The 19292-nt window shown below is 38.8% G+C and carries 14 protein-coding genes; 2 read left to right on the forward strand and 12 right to left on the reverse strand.

Annotated elements, in window-relative coordinates; all coding sequences use genetic code 11:
- Nucleotides 1–210: 210 nt before the first annotated feature.
- The 12 genes from AKG34_RS18565 to pruA form a co-directional block, all read right to left on the reverse strand.
- Nucleotides 211–888: a DUF975 family protein gene (locus AKG34_RS18565; protein ID WP_053347458.1), complete on the reverse strand. Its 678-nt coding sequence runs from the start codon at nt 886–888 to the stop codon at nt 211–213.
- Nucleotides 889–1491: 603 nt separating this feature from the next.
- Nucleotides 1492–3087 carry an amidohydrolase gene (locus AKG34_RS18570; protein ID WP_053347459.1) on the reverse strand — a complete coding sequence of 532 codons (1596 nt, stop codon included), beginning with the start codon at nt 3085–3087 and terminating at the stop codon, nt 1492–1494.
- Nucleotides 3088–3315: 228 nt separating this feature from the next.
- Nucleotides 3316–4770 (reverse strand): YfcC family protein, encoded by a 1455-nt coding sequence (locus tag AKG34_RS18575; RefSeq protein WP_053347460.1) that lies wholly within the window; start codon nt 4768–4770, stop codon nt 3316–3318.
- Nucleotides 4771–4867: 97 nt separating this feature from the next.
- Nucleotides 4868–6043 (reverse strand): M20 family metallopeptidase, encoded by a 1176-nt coding sequence (locus tag AKG34_RS18580; RefSeq protein ID WP_053347461.1) that lies wholly within the window; start codon nt 6041–6043, stop codon nt 4868–4870.
- Nucleotides 6044–6115: 72 nt separating this feature from the next.
- Entirely contained in the window at nt 6116–7291 is a 1176-nt protein-coding gene (locus tag AKG34_RS18585; protein ID WP_053347462.1) for a M20 family metallopeptidase, read from the reverse strand.
- A 406-nt stretch (nt 7292–7697) separates the two neighbouring features.
- Nucleotides 7698–9320 carry an amidohydrolase gene (locus tag AKG34_RS18590; RefSeq protein ID WP_053347463.1) on the reverse strand — a complete coding sequence of 541 codons (1623 nt, stop codon included), beginning with the start codon at nt 9318–9320 and terminating at the stop codon, nt 7698–7700.
- Between the two features lie 198 nt (nt 9321–9518).
- The gene (brnQ, locus tag AKG34_RS18595; protein ID WP_083450846.1) at nt 9519–10844 is read right to left on the reverse strand and encodes a branched-chain amino acid transport system II carrier protein; all 1326 of its coding nucleotides are present in this window, start codon (nt 10842–10844) and stop codon (nt 9519–9521) included.
- Between the two features lie 300 nt (nt 10845–11144).
- The gene (locus tag AKG34_RS18600; RefSeq protein WP_053347464.1) at nt 11145–12515 is read right to left on the reverse strand and encodes a sigma-54 interaction domain-containing protein; all 1371 of its coding nucleotides are present in this window, start codon (nt 12513–12515) and stop codon (nt 11145–11147) included.
- A 317-nt stretch (nt 12516–12832) separates the two neighbouring features.
- On the reverse strand, nt 12833–13087 hold the full coding sequence (locus AKG34_RS18605) for a biotin/lipoyl attachment domain-containing protein (protein WP_053347465.1): 255 nt from the start codon (nt 13085–13087) through the stop codon (nt 12833–12835).
- Between the two features lie 37 nt (nt 13088–13124).
- A complete protein-coding gene (locus tag AKG34_RS18610) occupies nt 13125–14390 on the reverse strand; it encodes a Glu/Leu/Phe/Val family dehydrogenase (protein ID WP_083450847.1) in 1266 nt (421 codons plus the stop codon).
- A gap of 22 nt (nt 14391–14412) precedes the next feature.
- Nucleotides 14413–15606 (reverse strand): ornithine--oxo-acid transaminase, encoded by a 1194-nt coding sequence (locus AKG34_RS18615; RefSeq protein ID WP_083450848.1) that lies wholly within the window; start codon nt 15604–15606, stop codon nt 14413–14415.
- Between the two features lie 19 nt (nt 15607–15625).
- A complete protein-coding gene (gene pruA / locus AKG34_RS18620) occupies nt 15626–17173 on the reverse strand; it encodes an L-glutamate gamma-semialdehyde dehydrogenase (RefSeq protein ID WP_053347468.1) in 1548 nt (515 codons plus the stop codon).
- Between the two features lie 382 nt (nt 17174–17555).
- On the opposite strand from pruA, the gene AKG34_RS18625 reads away from it, so the two are divergent.
- Nucleotides 17556–18971: a sigma-54 interaction domain-containing protein gene (locus AKG34_RS18625; protein WP_053347469.1), complete on the forward strand. Its 1416-nt coding sequence runs from the start codon at nt 17556–17558 to the stop codon at nt 18969–18971.
- A 72-nt stretch (nt 18972–19043) separates the two neighbouring features.
- The gene (locus tag AKG34_RS18630) at nt 19044–19229 is read left to right on the forward strand and encodes a hypothetical protein (protein WP_152952312.1); all 186 of its coding nucleotides are present in this window, start codon (nt 19044–19046) and stop codon (nt 19227–19229) included.
- Nucleotides 19230–19292 lie beyond the last annotated feature (63 nt).

A 19292-nucleotide genomic window follows, 5' to 3' on the forward strand; every position in this document is an offset into this window, starting at 1 on the left:
CAATCATCATTTCATAACCAAATGGTTATGAATGGCTGTGAAATAAGATATGCGGTAGGTTATGAGTAAAAGCCAAAGTCCTCCCTTGGATTCGTTCCATCCTTTATCAAAACAAAGCAATAGTCTACAATACTGTCATTCTCATATATGACTAAATAGGAGATACTAAAAATAAAAAAACCGATAGCAATTTTGCTATCGGCCAAGCGTTTATGCTTCTATTTGATCGTTGTCAGAATCATCTTGAGGTACAATTAATTCATTATAGAATGCTGCCATTGTTGTTCCCGCATAAGGGGCCAACCATAAAAGTCCAATCCCTAAGGTGAATATACATAGTATTCCCCAGCCTATGAAGCTTAAGTGCATTAGAAAATACTTCCATTTCAACCCTTTCATTCGTTTCTTACTTTCTGAAAATGCTTCAAGCACTGTTAATTGAGGGTGATCTTTTAATAAGAAAAATAGTTGGGAATATGACAGACTCTTGATGATTCCTGGAATAATAAATAATAATGACCATAAAAATATGAAAATAGCTTGTAAAATTGATGCACCGATAATCTTAAAAGAGGTTTTTCCTTCTTTATAGATAGCGAATACCTCTGGAATATCAGGGTTTCCTTTCCTGACTATATTCAGGTAAAACCAAGTGGTTGCTATAGTCAGCGGGATTAAGGCTATAGATAGTACGGTTCCGAAGATATCCGACCATACCGGTGTTTCTTCTTGCGCGAACCACTGTGTAAACCCACCGCTTCCGATCACTTCAACAATCATAGGTAAAATGACATTGATCAAGAACAAGAGCAACATAAGTGAAACGGCTACTCCCCATTTACCTTTCAAAGAAAGTAGGGCTTCTCTTTTTAATTCTGAGATTCTCATACGTTAATTAACCTCTCCTTTTTTAAATAGCAGAAATCTGAAAATACACTCACTTAACAAGTATGGGTAAATTCAGAAAAACTACTATTTATTTGATGTTTAAATCTCCTGTTGTATTCTAACATAATATTTCTAACTATAGGCTTAAATTCCTATAAACTTCTCTCAGAAAAATATCCCTATGATAATAACCCGACTTTTCTAGAAAAAAGAGAGAGAGAATCTGTTTCGAATAATCCTTTATCACCTCCCAAATTGTACTCAAAAAGTATAGTACAATTCTTTTTAAAATTTCCTGCCTTGTCTTTTATCATAATATTTTATACAGTTTATGAAAGGGAATATAACAATATTCCATCTATTACTTAAGGCACAATGAAAGCCTCGAACTTCAGCAATGTGAACTCCGCGGATAAACGTGCTCTAAACTAAGTCGGATTCCTTTCAAATGAAAAACACCTTCGTTGAATATACAATGAAAAAAAGTACATGCAGCAAAGGTGTTTTTATTTATAATGCAAGGAATCCGCTGATCAATATTCATGCATCCAATGTCCTGTTATTTTGCTATTTATTTCATTATCTTCAATAGTATTAAATCCCTTATAATGCGTTTACTTCACCATCAATAATTGTCATTTCAACTTTTGTTCGTAATAGATCGTCCGGATTTTCCATTGAAAAAAGATCGTTCGAGTAGACCGTCATATCTGCTAATTTCCCTCTCGTTATTGTCCCCTTTAGATGCTCTTCATTTGTTGCATAAGCCCCGCCAACCGTAAATAACTTAATAGCATCCATCATGGATATCTTTTCATTTTCATTCCATCCACCATTGGACTGTGAAGGTTCTCTTCTAGTAATCGATGCATGAATGCCGAGTAGTGGATTAACAGGTTCTACTGGGGCATCCGATCCGCCTGCACACAACACACCAGAAGAAAGCAGCGTTTTCCAAGCATAAAGATTCGCTTCACGTTTCTCACCGAGTCTTTCTTTCACCCAGGGGTAATCACTAACTACAAATCTTGGTTGGATGTCTGCAATCCTGCTAGGATCCGCTAGTCTCTGAATTAAATCGTTACGAATGACGGACAAATGGATTAATCGATCACGGTGCTTTACTTTTGGAAGTTGTTCAAGGATTTCTAAAATGTTTTCCAAGGCTTGATCACCAATTGTATGCATGGCAATTGGCATCATGTGATTTCTTACCTCTTTTACCATTTCATAAAGGGTGGCTTGATCATGCATCGCCTCCCCAAATTTTCCCGGCGCATCATAATAAGGTTCAGAAAGTAAGGCAGTTCTTCTCCCTAACGCTCCGTCTGCAAACATTTTGATCGCCCCTATTTGCAACCTCTCATTACCATATCCCGTATACATCCCCCTTTCTTTCAATTGGTTAAGAAATGGATAGTCTATAAGGAGATTGCACCGTAATCCTTTTCTTTCTTGATTAATTAACTCATCATACATCTTATATGTCTGATTCAAACCACCAAGATATAAAGGATCATTTGTATGGACACTTGTTAAACCATTTTTTACAGCATGGTTCATTGCTTGCTCCAGCCCGCATATTAATTCATCATACGTTTTTTCAGGAATAGAGGCCGTAATAAGATTTGAGGCTGATTCAAGAAGTAATCCCGTAGGCTTTTTGTTAGGATCAAGAACAACGCTTCCTCCCATCGGAACCTCAATTGCTGAATGATAGCCGCTCATTTCAAGGGCTTTGCTATTTACTAAAAAAGCATGGTGACATATCCTTTTCAAAAATACAGCACAATGCGGTGCCACATAATCTAATTCAGCTATTGTTGGAATTGTACTTTTGTCTTCAAACAGATTCTCATCCCATCCCATTCCGATTAGCCATTTTCCAGGGGAAAGCGTCATTGCCTTCTCCCTTATCTTATCTAGCATTTCTCTTTTAGATGTAACACCACATAAATCAAGGTCTAAAAAATTGAAAGCAACACCTGAAAGATGAAGGTGGCTATCTATCAATCCAGGAGTAGCCATCTTTCCTTGTAAATCAATGATGTTTGTCTTCGCCCTGCCCCATTGCAATATCATTTCTTTGTGAGACCCGACATCTACAATCCTTCCGTTCTCAACTACTACTGTTTCAACCTTAGGATGGCTTGCATCTAGTGTATAAATCATTCCATTCGTATAAATGGTTTTTGTCATAGAAACCCTCCATTGCTTACTTGTCCATCGTAACTTTCCTAATAGGCTAAGTTATCTTCTATGTAATACACATCCTATCTAATAACCGTTAGACATATCAAAAAGCAAAAGGGGGAATTCCCCCTTTTGACCTTCAGCTAAATATAAATATTTCAATTTTTAGAATTTTTAAAAATGGCTATTCCCTATCTCTCAAACATGCATATTTCTTCCATCTAAAACCTTCAATTATAAGTTAGCTCCCCACCCTATAGATTGGGCAATGATTAAGGAAGCAGCCGCTACTCCATACCAAATTAGTAGTAGTGGAGCAATAAAGCGAACCCATTTTGTATAAGGCACTTGAGCAATAGCTAATATTGCCATAAACAAACCGCTAGGGTAAAGAATGTTTGTAAAGCCGTCACCATACTGAAATGCCAAAATCGCTGTTTGCCTTGTGACTCCGAGTAAATCGGACAACCCGCTCATAATAGGCATGGTAATCATGGCTTGTCCACTTCCAGATCCAACGAAAAAGTTAAATAAAGATTGAAAGACCATCATAACCAGAGCAGCTATCTGACTTGGCATGGAACTCACCACTACGCTAATACCATTTACAATCGTATCCAAAATATTCCCGTTCTCAAGAATAACTGAAATGGCCCTTGATAGACCAATAATCAAAACACCTAGGAGCACTTTTTTAAATCCTTCATTAAATACTTCAGCAATAGTGCTTGGATTGAGACCACAAATTAAGCCGAGAACAATCCCCATAAATGCATACCAACCACCAATTTGAGTGAAATACCATCCCCAGTTCAGCAAGCCATAAATCATAACACCTATGCCAGCGAGCAAAAAGAGAATGGCAAAGATTTGCCTTTTTGAAGCTTTTTCTTCTGTTTGCTCATCACTATTAAGATATTGAGCATCCAAACCATCTCCATATAAGTATCCGAGCGAGGCATTTCTCTCAATCTTACGCGCATAACGCCACACATACCAAATCCCAATTAATACGGTAATCACCATGAAAATCGCCCGAAAGCCAATTCCTGAGTATAGTGGCAACTCCATTAATGTCTGGGAAAGCCCAACTGTGGCAGGGGAAGTAAGTGCAACACTAAACCCAGCAGCCGTACTAACAAGCACCATCGCAGTTGCTGTGAAACGATCATAACCTAAATTCAACATTAACGGGATCATGATGGGTGCATACATAAGCCCCATCTCCATGGCCCCTGTAAATGCCGTAAAAGTAGCCATAGGAATCATCAATACGGGAATGACCCATATACTTCTTGTTTGAAATGCCTTATTAATTCTTTGAATGCCTAAGGTTAGAAGGCCTGTGCGTTCAATAACACTGAACAGCGCCCCAATCATTAAACCACCAAAGATGATTTCACCTGCCTGAACCATCCCAGTAGGTATCGAAAACATTAAATCAAAAGGAGTCAAATTGGGAGCATCCACAAACTTAAACGTCCCCGGCACCAAAATTGGCGCTCCTGTCGGTCCTTCCACTCTTTCAAATTGACCTTTTGGCACCAACAATGTTGCAGCATAACAAATCAAAAGCATGGTAACTAAAATAACATATACATGTGGGAGCTTCAGCCACTTCTTATCTGCTTTAGGCTTGTCCCCTTCGTTGATTTCATTTAATGTGAAATCTTCGTTGCGTATCCCCATCTCTTGCCCCTTTTCCCCGTTCTAGTTTTTATATGATTGATATACATTCAATTTTGAACGTTACAAGTAGCTAATTTTGCATACAATTCAAGGTATTCTATACTAAAATCTTACATACAGCATTAATAAAAATGTTTACTCCATATTCCATGGCGTCTTCATCAAAAGTAAAACGTGGATGATGGTGAGGATAAATGATGCCCTTTTCCTGATTCCCAGCTCCAATTAAGAAGTAATTGCTAGGTGCTTTCTGTTGGAAAGCCGAAAAATCCTCAGCTCCCATCTTCGGCCCTTGAAGATCGACAGCCTCTTCGCCATAGACCTCACGAACTGTTTCCTCAATAACCTTGGTTACTTCATCATCGTTTATGACTGGACGATATCCGGTTAGATATTTAAACTCATACGAGGCGCCATGTGCTTCTGTAATTCCTTTGATGACCCTTTCCATAAGAACTGGCGTGGATTCACGGAATTTCAAGTCAAAACTGCGAACCGTCCCGCTTATTTCTACAGAGTTCGCAATGACATTTGCCGCTTCTCCCCCAGAAAATTTCCCGATAGATAGTACCAAATTATCTAAAGGATCTGTGTTGCGCGAAACAATATATTGAAGATTCGTAACTACTTGTGCACCGATTGCGATACTGTCAATCGTTTCATGCGGCGCCGATCCGTGGCCTCCCTTTCCTTTAATCGTAAGAAAGAAACCATCTGGCGCCGCCATCATTGGACCATATACGATGCCAACTTTCCCGACTTCAAAGGTTGACATGAGGTGAGCACCAATAACATAATCCACACCTTCCATCACGCCCGCATCAACCATTTCCTGCGCTCCGCCTGGAAAATACTCTTCAGCGTGCTGAAAAAAGAAACGTACTTCACCCTTAATTTGATCTTTCATCCCAGAAAGAATCTTTGCGGTGCCAAGCAGCATAGCTGTATGACCATCATGGCCACATGCATGCATGACCCCCGGAGTTTGCGAAACAAAATCAAACGAATTCTCTTCCTCAATCGGCAGCGCATCCATGTCTGCACGGATGCCCAATGTTTTTCCCGGTTGAGAGCCAATTAAGCGAGCCATTACACTATATTTTGTAGGACGTGTTACTTCAAGATTCCCAAAGGATTGAAGGGTTTCGTAAACAAATTGCGAGGTTTTCTCTTCGTGATAAGACAATTCTGGATGCTGGTGAAGATAACGTCTCCAATCAATCACTTCCTGTTTTACACTCTCTACTTCCGGATATAATTTCAAACTTTGCATAATCTGTTCCTCCTCAAATATCAATCTAGAAATAATGCCTGCATCTTTAAATATGTAGGCAGGCCGAATTCCTTAGAGCAAAAATTTAAATACAGCGTTAGTAAAAATTTTCACGCCATATTCCATTGCGTCTTCATCAAAAGTAAAACGAGGATGATGGTGGGGATATACGATTCCTTTTTCCTTATTACCTGCACCGATTATGAAATATGAGCTGGGCGCTTTCTGTTGAAAAGCAGAGAAATCTTCAGCTGCCATTTGTGGTTTAGGAAAGTCAATCGCTTCATCACCATAGGTTTCGCGAACCGTATCTTCAATAACCTTCGTCACTTCATCATTGTTTATTACTGGACGATATCCGCATAGATATTCAAATTCATAGGTTGCTCCATGTGCTTCTGTAATTCCTTTCAAGACCCTTTTCATAAGGCCTGGCATGGAGTCACGGTATTTCAAGTCAAAACTGCGGACCGTTCCGCTAATCTCTACAGAGTTGGCAATTACATTTGCCGCCTCTCCCCCGACAAACTTTCCGATAGAAAGAACCAAGTTGTCCAGAGGATCTGTGTTGCGCGAAACAATATGTTGAAGATTTGTGACCACTTGTGCACCGATGGCGATACTGTCTATTGTGTCATGCGGCGCAGAGCCATGCCCGCCTTTTCCTTTAATCGTAATATGAAAGCCGTCAGGAGCTGCCATCGCCGGACCATATAAAATGCCAACCTTCCCAAATTCGAGTGTTGATATAAGATGGGCTGCAATAACATAATCCACACCTTCCATCACGCCCGCATCAACCATTTCCTGAGCTCCACCTGGGAAGTATTCTTCTGCGTGCTGAAAAAAGAAGCGTACTTCGCCTTTAATTTGATCCTTCATTCCAGAGAGAATCTTTGCCGCGCCAAGTAGCATAGCCGTATGACCATCATGCCCACAAGCATGCATGACCCCTGGTGTTTGAGAAATAAAATCGAAAGAATTCTCTTCCTCAATCGGCAGCGCATCCATATCTGCACGGATGCCCAATGTTTTTCCTGGTTGTGAGCCAATCAAGCGGGCCATTACACTATAATCCGTAGGACGTGTTACTTCTAGATTTCCAAATGATTCTATTGTTTCGTAAACAAATTGCGAGGTCTTCTTTTCATGGTAAGACAATTCTGGATTCTGATGAAAGTGACGCCTCCAGTTGATCACGTCTTCCCTTACACCTTCAATTGCAGAATTTAACGTTAAAGTGGACATATCTATACCTCCTCAAAAAATGAAAAAACTAGGTAAATAGAAACTATAATTGAATACCTTATAAAACTTATCAAAGCAATTTATGTGCCAATTATTAATTTTCCGTCCACAATTTAGTTCTCAAATTGATATTCCCTAAACCCATCAAGATTTTTAACCCAACATTTTTTTCATTTTTAAAAACTATTTAGTAATTTGATACTCAGTGCAATATCCTAAACAAGCATTAAATCATAAAGGGAGTAAAATTTTTTACCCTCTACCGTAAAATTTTTTTTACACTTTATTTAGAACAGAAGCTTTTTTGTCTTCTGTACCTCGACACCCACAAGGATAGGATCATCTATTTAACTAAAATAAAAATGGGACGAAAAGGGGTGTATGCTCCCTAATCGTCCCTAATATTTTAGTTAGTTATGGCCGTTTCTTTTTGAAAAACCAATTGACCACCCATATAAGTTTCTTCTACTTGAATTCTATCTATTTCCTCTGGGCTAATATTCAAAATATCTTGGTCTAGCACAATAAAGTCTGCATGATAACCAGGTGTAAGTTGCCCCACATTTGGAATCCGTGTGATTTCTTGAGCGGCTCGGGTGTAAAGCGTAATAGCCGTTGGCACATCTACACGTTGATCCTGCCCTGTATCCGTACCATCATATGCAATACGTGTGACAGCTGCCTTAATTCCTACAAACGGATTAACTGGATCAACCCATGCCGTTGCTGGTGCATCAGAGGAGAACGCTATCTTAATACCTGCCTTTAACATGGATTGAATTGGATAGGTTTGCTTCGTACGTTCTGTACCTAAGTTATTAAGGTAGCTCTCGATTTCAGCATATAAAAAGATTGGTTGGGGAACAAAAGCGATTCCCGCTTCAGCTGCCCGTTGAAGAGCTTGCTTTGTAGGCATTGCTGCATGTTCAATTCTTATGGATGGCCCATCAGTGATCCACCCCTTCTTGCCGTAGAAAGTATTCACAATTAAATCAATTGCTTGCTCACCCATTGCGTGTATTACCAGTTGAATATTGTTTTTCTCGGCTGCTTCAGCTGCACTTATTAATTCCTCCTTAGAGGTCATTTGAATGCCATAGTTCTCTCCTTCTCCTAAAAATGGAGGATTGATCCACGCTGTTTGGCCAGATACGCTGCCATCTGAGAATAGTTTAACCCCTCCAATATGATTTTGGAGTTTTCTATTTGTTTTGTCCTTATCTAAGATCGGGTCATTCTTCATATCTTCCCAAATATAGTACAGCACTGTACGTTGCTTGAGGCCCTTTTCGTGTGCTGCATTATACATTTCTAAGTAATCTCTCGGTTTGGTTCTTGCTAAAAGCTCAGTAATCGCAGTAATTCCATGTGAGAGTAATTTTGGACTTAGTTCCACAAGAGCATCTGTTTCTTCATCAAATGTTTGAACCGGCATCACTTTATTGACCAGTTCTTTTGCATTTTCTCGTAAAACCCCAGTTGGCTCACCCTCTGAATCTCTATCAATTAACCCTCCTTCTGGATCTGGAGTGTCTCTTGTAATTCCCGCCAATTCCAATGCCTTACTATTCACCACTACAATATGGCCGCATGTTCGAGTTATAATAACAGGGGCATCATTTGTGGCTTTATCTAAATCCCAGCGTGAAGGTGAACGTCCTTCCGTTAATTTCCCTTCATCATATCCCCAGCTTTCAATCCAATCCTCTGAATTCTGAGATTCACGCTGTTTGCGAACCTCTTTAATCAAATCTTCAATCGATTCAACGACTGGTGGCATACATGGGATTTGCTTGGAAGCTTTAGCTAGAAATAAGGGATGCAGATGCGCATCAATGAAACCCGGGAGCACCCGTCGCCCTTGAAAATCTACACGCTCTCCATTCATTCCCTCGGTTTCTGAATGTTCTCCAACCCATTCAATGCGCCCATCACGCACTACCATAGCGCTTGCATAGGGCTGTTCCAGATTTGATGTAAATATTTTCCCATTAACATAAATAATATCGCTATTTTTATCCGTATTCATACTTTCTCTCTCCCTTAAATTTGAGTTTTTAACTAGTTAAAAAAATTCACTTCATAATTTCCATTTTTCCGATTATTCATCACATTTTTATTTTGATTGCAATTTTCATGCCAACTTTTAAATTCCGTTCTATTTCTCTATCAACATGCTTAAAGAGAATTGAAAGCCCATTTTTTCACACTGAGATTAAGGCTTTTGCTATTCAATGGAGTTCGAAGGGATTTCATGAACCTGTTTTTTAGAAGTTCGTTTATGAATAAGCGTCCCTCCAATAAAACCTATTACAGCTGGAATGAGCCATGCAAACCCATTTGAACTGAATGGAATTATGGAAATAATTTCGTTCATAAATTTGATGTTGATACCCATACTTCCTAATGTTTCAAATAGGCTGATAATAAATGTTAATAATATTGATCCCTTATAGGCTCCTGCGTTTGGTATATATTTACGGAATACACCGAGTAGGACGATGACTATCGAGACAGGATAAATCCCCATGAAAAGCGGCACGGAGTAGACGATTATCTTTTCAACACCAAGTACCCCCATTAAAACACCTATGACACAAACCACGATCACCCAATTGCGATAACTCACTTTCTGGTTCGTCAATCCACTAAGAAAGTCTGCTATCGATGCAGTAATACCAATTGAGGTAGTGAGACAAGCTAAAGAAACCGCTATAGCTAATGCAATCGTACCGTAGTCTCCGAGAAGGTTATAAACCAGCCCTGTTACGAGCTGCGAACTCTCCATATCCTTCGGAAATAGACCACTTCCAGTGGCACCAATATACAGCAACCCCCCATAAATAATGAGTAACCCAAAACCAGCAACTATAGTTCCATTCAGCACTATTTTCTTCATTTTAGAAGGTTCGTTGTACCCTTTAGCTACAATCGAGCCAATGAAAACCGAGGCACAAAGAAGACCCGTAAAAACGTCGCCCGTCTGGTAAGCGCTAAAAAAGGAATGGGAAAATGGATTGGAAATCTCTGTTTTTATAGGCGCTCCAATAGGATCGAATGTACCTTTGATGACGATAAAGAGAAGAATGGCAAACAAGGCCGGCGTTAGCACTTGTCCAACTTTATCAATAAGATTGGATCGATCACTTGCAAAATAAAAATTCAATGCAAAAAAAACAATCATTGTTAGGAAAGATGGGACATGAGGGAATAAAGTATGAACTCCCATCTCATGAGTGGTTGCAGCCGTCCGGGGCACAGTAACGAGCATCGCAATCCCTATCATGACAACAAGATTAAATACCTTATAAAACCAAGGACTAATTGGCTTTGTCAGTTCTTCAAATTCCCCATTTGAATTTAATACTGCAACAACTCCTAATATAGGAAGTACGACTCCTGTTAGAGTGAAACCTACTAGCGCTAGTGGCCAATCCGCTCCAGACACCAGTCCGATTGACGGAGGAAAAATCAGGTTACCTGCCCCAAAAAATACGGCAAATAAAGCAAAACCAAAAATAAGGCTGTCTCGTAATATCTTGTTTGTATTCATTTCACACCTCTGTTTTCAAATTTTCACTCACTGAAACCGATTGATAGATTGCATCGTTTTTTTAATAGGTTTCTTTTTCTACGCCCTTTATTTTATTTAAGCAATTTACGTGCCAGTTTTAACAATATTTTAATAATGATTAATATTATATTAATCATTCACTATATCCTAAGCGTTACAAACGACAAAAGGGTCACCATTCTATTATCTATCCAGAATGGTGACCCTTTTATATTATATTTAATTTCCATATCCATTGAAGAAGGAGTAAAAATTTTCACTCCCTATGGTAAAGTTTTTTTACCTTAGTTTATGCTTCTCCATTTTATATTTTAATAATTGTTTCGATATCCCCAACTGTCTGGCAGATTCCGCAATTTTCCCGTTTGTTTTGGTTAATTGGTGAACAATAATCTCTTTTTCAAATTCCTGAACCGCATCTTTTAAAGAATCTACATCCATTTTTTTAAGATCAGTCATTGGAGCTTCTGCATAATCTTTGATTCTGCTAGGAATATCATCCAATGTGATTTGATTAGAACTAACGTGATTATAAGCCGTTTCGACAGCGTTCTTTAACTCTCTGATATTCCCGGGCCATGGGTACCTTTTAAAGCACTCTAGTACTTCCCTTTGAACACGATCTATATATATATTCATCGTATTGTTGTAAAAATTCAGATAATGTTCAACAAGCACTTCGATATCTTCTTTTCTTTCCATTAAGTTCGGCAGGTCAATCTGCACAACACCAATTCTATAAAATAAATCCACTCGCAACCGTTTCTCAGCAAGTAAAATGTCTGGGACCTCATTGGTTGCTGAAATCACCCTTATATCCAACCGGATATTTTTTTTTCCACCTAATCTCCTGATTGTTTTTTCTTCAATAGCTTTTAGTAACTTCACCTGAAGGTTAATATCTAAGGAATTAATTTCATCTAAGAATAATGTTCCACCTTCAGCTTGTTCGAATAAACCCGGCATATCTTCCGATCCAGTAAAGCTCCCCTTATTCGTGCCAAATAAAGTACTTTCCCATAAGCTAGCGGGAACTGCACTGCAGTTAAGTGAAATAAAAGGCTTTCCAAATCGGTCACTTAAATTATGAATGGCCTGGGCAATAAGTTCTTTCCCTGTACCCGTTTCCCCAACAATTAGAACATTTGAGTTTGTTAGAGCAATTCTTCTAAGTTTACCTTTAATACTTTCCATTTTATGGTTAACCGTGATTATATCATCAACCGTATAGACTGTATTATTCTTTCTAAAAATCTTATGGCTCGAATATTTATCTAAATATTGAATAGCATCCTTCGAAAAATAGCGCTTAGAGAATTCTACGGCCCCAATAATTTTATCATTTTCCGCAATTGGGTATGTGGAATTGATGGTCTCAATAACCTCTCCCGTTTTGGTAATCATCTCTTGCTTTATATTACATAATGGTTTCCCGGTTTTTAACACATTCATCAATGTACTATTTTCGTTCGTAATGTTTTTATAAAATGAAGTTACATTTTTCCCCATGAATTCTTCAGGCCGTATTCCAAGTTCTTTAAGAACATTTAAATCTGCCATATCATGAAAAATAATCATCCCTTTATCATCTACGACCAAAACATTATCAAAATCTGATAACCGACTAAATATATCTAAATCCTTATTCACCCTTCCAGCCTCCTATACAACTTAAAATATTTCATAGCCTAACAGTCCCTGATGATTAGTCACACCACTACGTCTAGCTTCTTTTTGGAACTGCGTGGCTTACTCATGAGAATATTCAGGAGCCTTGAAAAAGCTACTAGGGTGTATAGTCTAATCATTCTGATATTTTACCATGAAACAAAGAGCTTTTCCTTAGCAAGCGTGCTCTAGGAATTCTCTATATCCAATTTAACTATGCTATCTGTTTGAACAACAACAAAAAAGAGCATCCCAAAAGTCGAATTGCCTACACCTTTGGAACACTCTCTTTTCTATAATTAATCAGAGCCTGTTATAACAAAATCGTCTTGGAGCAAAGCTAAAGGAAGCTTTCTATTAATAGGATCCCCTGCCGCAACATTAATTTCAGTAATGTGACCACTGGCACCTATTGAAACATCAATCAATTTCCCATCTTCTGTTTTCACTAAAAAGAGCCTTTCCCATTCATAAACATAGGAATTCTTTTGAACAAAAACTTGTTCGATGGTCCCATCCTGAGCACACTCGATGGTATGAATCGGTTTTAACACGGAATCACTCCTCCACTCCCCATTATTAGACTAAAGCTTATACCCAGCCACGGAATATCGAGGCTTCTGCCATTTTTCTGACACCCACCATATATGCTGCCAGCCTCATATTCACTTTTCTTGTCTCGGACATTTCATATACTTGATTAAATGAATTGACCAATAACTCTTTTAATTTGGTTTGAACCTCTTCATCTTCCCAGTAGTAACCCTGATTATTTTGAACCCATTCAAAGTAAGAAACAGTTACACCGCCTGAACTTGCTAATACATCAGGTACAAGAAGCACATTGCGTTCTGTTAAGATTTTAGTAGCCTCCAAAGTGGTCGGACCATTCGCTGCCTCTACGACAATTTGCGCTTTTATAAGATGTGCATTTTCTTGCGTGATTTGATTAGAAATAGCAGCAGGCACTAAAATATCACAATCTTGTTCTAGAAGCTCTTGATTGGTAATTTTATTTTCGAATAGTGTTGTTACCGTTCCAAAGCTATCCCTTTTATCAAGTAAGTAATCGATATCGAGGCCATCTGGGTTATATATGGCACCATATGCGTCAGAAATACCAATCACTTTCGCACCTGCATCATGCATGAATTTTGCTAAAAAGCTTCCCGCATTCCCAAATCCTTGGACAATAATGCGTGCACCTTTCAGTTCTATGCCCTTACGCTTTGCGGCTTCTTCGATACAAATCGTGACACCTTGTGCAGTTGCCTTTTCCCTACCGTGTGAACCGCCCAGCACTAGTGGTTTACCTGTAATGAATCCAGGAGAATCGTGTTCTCTTATTCTACTGTATTCATCCATCATCCATGCCATGATTTGAGAATTTGTATAAACATCCGGGGCCGGAATATCTTTAGTCGGCCCCACTATTTGGCTAATCGCTCGAACATACCCGCGGCTAAGCCTTTCTAATTCACCCATAGACATTTGGCGCGGATCGCAGATAATGCCACCTTTTCCTCCGCCGTATGGCAGATTCACAATCCCGCATTTTAAACTCATCCACATCGAAAGTGCCTTTACTTCTTCCTCATCGACTTCAGGATGAAAACGGATTCCACCTTTTGTAGGACCAACAGCATCGTTGTGCTGGGCACGATATCCAGTGAATATCTTTGTTGAATTGTCATCCATCTTAATTGGAATTCGGACGGTCAGCATACGAAGAGGCTCCTTTAAAAGCTCAAACACTTCTTCCGAATAACCAAGCTTACCCAGCGCCTCCTTGATTACGACCTGTGTGGATTCAAGCAAGCTGGCAGTTTCTTTTTCTTCTTTGATCGTTGTACTCAATGGAATTCACCTCATAGGGATATTAGGATAAAACTCTTTTAATACGTTCAATTGCCCAATCTAGCTCTTCTTTAGTGATCACTAGCGGCGGAGCAAAGCGGATAACTGTATCATGTGTTTCTTTACACAGTAATTTTTCTTCTTTTAGTTTTTCACAATAAGGTCTTGCCGCTTCAGTTAATTCCAATCCAATAAATAAGCCTCTTCCACGAATATCTTTAATCATAGGATTATTGATTTCTTTTAAACTATCCATGAAATATTTCCCTAGCTCTAATGAACGTTCTGCCAGTTTTTCATCTTCAAGAACTTCTAATGAAGCGATAGAAACTGCACATGCTAATGGATTACCACCGAATGTAGAACCATGTGAACCAGGATTAAATACGCCAAGAATTTCACGGTTTGCTGCGACACATGAGATTGGAAATACTCCACCACCAAGTGCTTTTCCTAAAATATACATATCAGGAATCACTTCATCCCAATCAGAAGCAAACATTTTTCCTGAACGGCCAAGTCCTGATTGAATTTCATCCGAAACGAATAGAACATTATTTTCTTTACATAGTTCGTAAGCTTCTTTTAAGAATCCTTGTGGAGGGATGATGATTCCCGCTTCACCTTGGATCGGTTCAATTAAAAATCCAGCTGTTTGAGGTGTAATCGCTTCTTTCAAAGCTGCAAGATCTCCATAAGGAATAAGCTTGACTCCCGGTAGCATTGGTCCAAAACCTCTTCTGTATTCTTCGTCTGAAGACAATGACACAGCTGCCATCGTACGGCCATGGAAATTGCCTATACAAGCAATAATCTCCGCTTGATTTTCAGCGATTCCTTTCACGTCGTAGCCCCAGCGTCTAACAGCCTTGATAGCTGTTTCAACTGCTTCAGCACCAGTATTCATAGGCAGCGCCATATCTTTTTGTGTAAGACGAGCAACCTTTTCATACCAAGGGCCTAATTTATCACTATGAAACGCACGAGAAGTTAACGTTACACGATCTGCTTGTTTTTTTAGTTCATCGATAATTTTTGGATGTCTGTGGCCTTGATTCACTGCAGAATAGGCACTTAGCATATCCATATATTTGTTTCCTTCAGGATCTTCCACCCAAACTCCTTCTGCCTTTGAAATGACAATTGGAAGTGGATTATAATTGTTTGCACCATATTGTTCCGTTTGCTCGATTAATTTTTCTGTTACTGTTGTCATGTTGATTCCCCCCTATGATTTATAGCGTTTCAGATGTTGTTTTTCCTTGAAGATGCAGAACTAAATAATCAGGACCGCCCGCTTTTGAATCTGTACCTGACATATTGAATCCGCCAAATGGCTGGTATCCTACAATGGCACCAGTACAGCCACGATTGAAGTACAAGTTCCCTACGTGGAAATCCTCACGCGCCTGCTCGATATGTTCAATATTGTTCGAGATGACCGCACCTGTTAATCCATAATCTGTGTTATTAGCAATCTCAATCGCATGATCGAAATCTTTTGCTTTACAGAATGCTACTACTGGTCCAAAAATTTCTTCCTTCATAACACGAGCATTTTCATCCACATCTGCAATAATTGTTGGTTGGATAAAGAAACCTTTTGAATTGTCTCCTTCTCCTCCTGCAACTAACTTCCCTTCTGTTTTACCGATCTCTACATAGCTCATGACTTTGTCGTAAGCAGCTTGATCGATAACTGGACCCATAAAGTTATTTACATCTGTTGGTTCTCCAACTGTTTTTTCTTTTGTTAATTCAATAACACGATTTAATACTTGATCATACACATCTTCCACTACGACGGTACGTGAACAAGCAGAACATTTTTGACCGGAGAATCCGAATGCAGAAGCGACGATTGATTGTGCCGCCAATTCCAAATCAGCCTCTTTATCAACAACGATCGTATCTTTACCGCCCATTTCAGCGATGACACGTTTCAACCAAATTTGGCCTTCATGAACCTTTGACGCACGCTCATAAATACGGATTCCAACATCACGAGATCCGGTAAAGCTGATGAAACGTGTACGAGGATGATCTACCAAATAATCGCCAACTTCAGCACCGCTTCCTGGAATGAAGTTCACAACTCCTGCAGGTAAGCCCGCTTCTTCCAACACTTCAATGAATTTAGCTGCAATGACCGGTGTTGTACTTGCTGGTTTCAATAAAACGGTATTTCCTGAAACAAGAGCCGCTGTCGTCATGCCTGCCATGATCGCAAACGGGAAATTCCAAGGTGAGATGATGACACCGACACCAAGTGGAACATAGTTGAAAGCATTGTGTTCAATCGGACGGCTTTCTACTGGCATGCCGTCTTTAAGCTTCAACATTTGACGTGCGTAGTATTCCATAAAGTCGATTGCTTCCGCTGTATCAGCATCCGCTTCATTCCAAGGCTTCCCTGCCTCTTTTACCAATAGAGCTGAGAAGTAGTGTTTTCTTCTCCGAACAATGGCTGCTGCTCTGAATAAAATATTTGCACGCATTTCTGCTTTTGTTTTTCTCCAAGTTTGGAATGTCTTATCTGCCGCTTGCATTGCTTGCTCTGCAAGGTCTTTGTTTGCTTTTGACACAATCCCGATTACTTCTTTTTTGTCTGCTGGGTTTACAGAGGTAATGACTTCATCTGTAAAGATTTTTTCACCGTTAATAACTAATGGATATTTATTTCCTAATTCTTTAGCTACATCATTCAAAGCTACCTGAAATGCTTTATTGTTTGCCTCATTATTAAAATCAGTAAATGGTTCGTGTTTGTATGGTTGGACCATTATGTCTCATCTCCCTAAGATTTATGTTTTTGCTTCTCTCTTTATAACTAGCAAGTTCCGTGCCAACTTTTCAACTTTTTTGAAAAATATAGATTTTTCTAAAGGAAATGCAAAGAAATTCAGCACTTTTGGTGAAAAATAGCATAGTGTGCCATTATTTTTTGCTTTAATTCTTATATTTTTGGCTTGAACGCTATAGTTTTTATTAATGCAAGATTTGTGCCAACTTGTTTTTTCACGAAAAACAAGGATTTTTTACCTTTTGTGCAAAAAAAATTTGCACTTTAATGCAAAATAATCTTGCTGTGCAAATTTTTATTGCGCCTTTTCTGCAAATCCTCTACAATAATCTCTAAGAAATGAATAAAAGTAGGAGGCATTAATGAATTTAGATCAGATCATAAAAATAGAAGGTTTTCAATCTATCCTATATTCTCTCGTAGATGTAATTGATATTGGGATACATATAATAGATACAGAAGGTCTAACCATTGTTTATAACAAGAAAATGGCTGAAATTGAAGGAATGGATTCAGAAGATGTATTAGGGAAAAAGATCCCTGATATTTTTAAGTTCCAAGAGGAAACTGAGAGTACGCTAATACGGGCTCTTCATTCCGGAAAAGCAACTGAAAACTCAAAACAGACCTACTTTAATAATCTCGGACAGGAAATTACAACAATCAATAATACGTTTCCAATTTTAGATCAGAAGCAAAATATTATCGGTGCTATTGAAGTAGCAAAGGATATAACAAATCTTGAAAGAATTATTAAAGATAATATTTTAAATAAGGGCGATACCAAATATACGTTTGACAGTATCATTGGAACTAGTGAGAATTTCTTAGACGTCATTGAAAAAAGCAAGCGCTCCACAAGAACCACATCCTCCATCTTGATAGTCGGGGAAACAGGTACCGGAAAAGAACTCTTTGCCCAAAGTATCCATAATGGAAGTAACCGTTCAACACATCCTTTTATTAGTCAAAACTGTGCTGCACTGCCAGATAGTTTAATTGAGGGAATTCTCTTTGGAACGAAGAAAGGGGCTTTCACAGGATCCATTGAAAGGCCTGGGTTATTTGAACAAGCACAAGGCGGAACCATCCTTCTTGATGAAATCAATTCTTTAAACCCGAATTTGCAAGCAAAATTATTACGGGCCCTTCAAGAAAGAACGATTCGCCGAGTAGGAGATACAAAAGACAAAAAAATTGATGTTCGAGTCATTGCAACGATAAATGAAGATCCAATAGATGCGATTTCAAATGATCATTTACGAAAGGATTTATATTATCGATTAAGTGTTGTATCCTTATTTATCCCACCACTTCGTGAGCGGAAAGAAGATATACCATTGCTGGCTCAATCCTTTATTGAAAAGTTCAATGCGTTGTTTGAATTGGATATTGAAGGAATCAGCGACGAGGTCTACTCTCTTTTTTATGATTACGAATGGCCAGGAAATGTAAGAGAACTTGAGCATATTATTGAAGGGGCTATGAATTTACTAGAACCCGGGGATACAAAAATTGAGATCCCGCATCTTCCAACTTTATTTAAAAAGAAAGCTCATATGGAAGAAACTCAACTGGATATAAAAAATGACCTTATTCAAAATGAAGAATTACAAGACACAACCCTATCTCTTGATGATTATATTGCTAATACAGAAAAGATTTATTTGGAGAAGATATTAAAGGAACATGGCATGAATATCTCTAAAGCAGCTAAAGCCTTGAATATAAGTCGCCAAAGTCTTCAATACCGCTTGAAAAAGCATCAGGTTAAATAACATCATTCCCGCACAAAGAAGGCCCCCATTAATATGGCGGGCCTTTTGTTTATCGACAAAAGGGAGTTTGGAATGGTCACATCCCGAACCGTGATTTTAAAAAATGGTTTAATTCTGCTTTACGGAATTCTCAATGGATGGAAGAAATTTGCGACACTCCTGCCGAATAACTGGCTAGCCGAGACCCCACAGACGCTTGCGGCGAGGAGGCTTGGCAGACAGTCGGCGGAAAGGGAGCGGATTTCTGAAATCAACTGAAACGTTTTTCAATAAAAAAACTGCAGGCAAACTCGCTTTCTACGAATTTGTCTACAGTCTGAA

Source organism: Peribacillus butanolivorans, from assembly GCF_001273755.1.
Lineage (GTDB): Bacteria > Bacillota > Bacilli > Bacillales > DSM-1321 > Peribacillus > Peribacillus butanolivorans.

Bases quoted from the DNA above. Each gene is read 5' to 3' on its own strand.
- AKG34_RS18570 (WP_053347459.1), bottom strand. From the start codon at position 3,087: ATGACAAAAACCATTTATACGAATGGAATGATTTATACACTAGATGCA.
- AKG34_RS18565 (WP_053347458.1), bottom strand. From the start codon at position 888: ATGAGAATCTCAGAATTAAAAAGAGAAGCCCTACTTTCTTTGAAAGGT.
- brnQ (WP_083450846.1), bottom strand. From the start codon at position 10,844: ATGAATACAAACAAGATATTACGAGACAGCCTTATTTTTGGTTTTGCT.
- pruA (WP_053347468.1), bottom strand. From the start codon at position 17,173: ATGGTCCAACCATACAAACACGAACCATTTACTGATTTTAATAATGAG.
- AKG34_RS18580 (WP_053347461.1), bottom strand. From the start codon at position 6,043: ATGCAAAGTTTGAAATTATATCCGGAAGTAGAGAGTGTAAAACAGGAA.
- AKG34_RS18630 (WP_152952312.1), top strand. From the start codon at position 19,044: ATGGTCACATCCCGAACCGTGATTTTAAAAAATGGTTTAATTCTGCTT.
- AKG34_RS18625 (WP_053347469.1), top strand. From the start codon at position 17,556: ATGAATTTAGATCAGATCATAAAAATAGAAGGTTTTCAATCTATCCTA.
- AKG34_RS18590 (WP_053347463.1), bottom strand. From the start codon at position 9,320: ATGAATACGGATAAAAATAGCGATATTATTTATGTTAATGGGAAAATA.
- AKG34_RS18585 (WP_053347462.1), bottom strand. From the start codon at position 7,291: ATGTCCACTTTAACGTTAAATTCTGCAATTGAAGGTGTAAGGGAAGAC.
- AKG34_RS18615 (WP_083450848.1), bottom strand. From the start codon at position 15,606: ATGACAACAGTAACAGAAAAATTAATCGAGCAAACGGAACAATATGGT.
- AKG34_RS18575 (WP_053347460.1), bottom strand. From the start codon at position 4,770: ATGGGGATACGCAACGAAGATTTCACATTAAATGAAATCAACGAAGGG.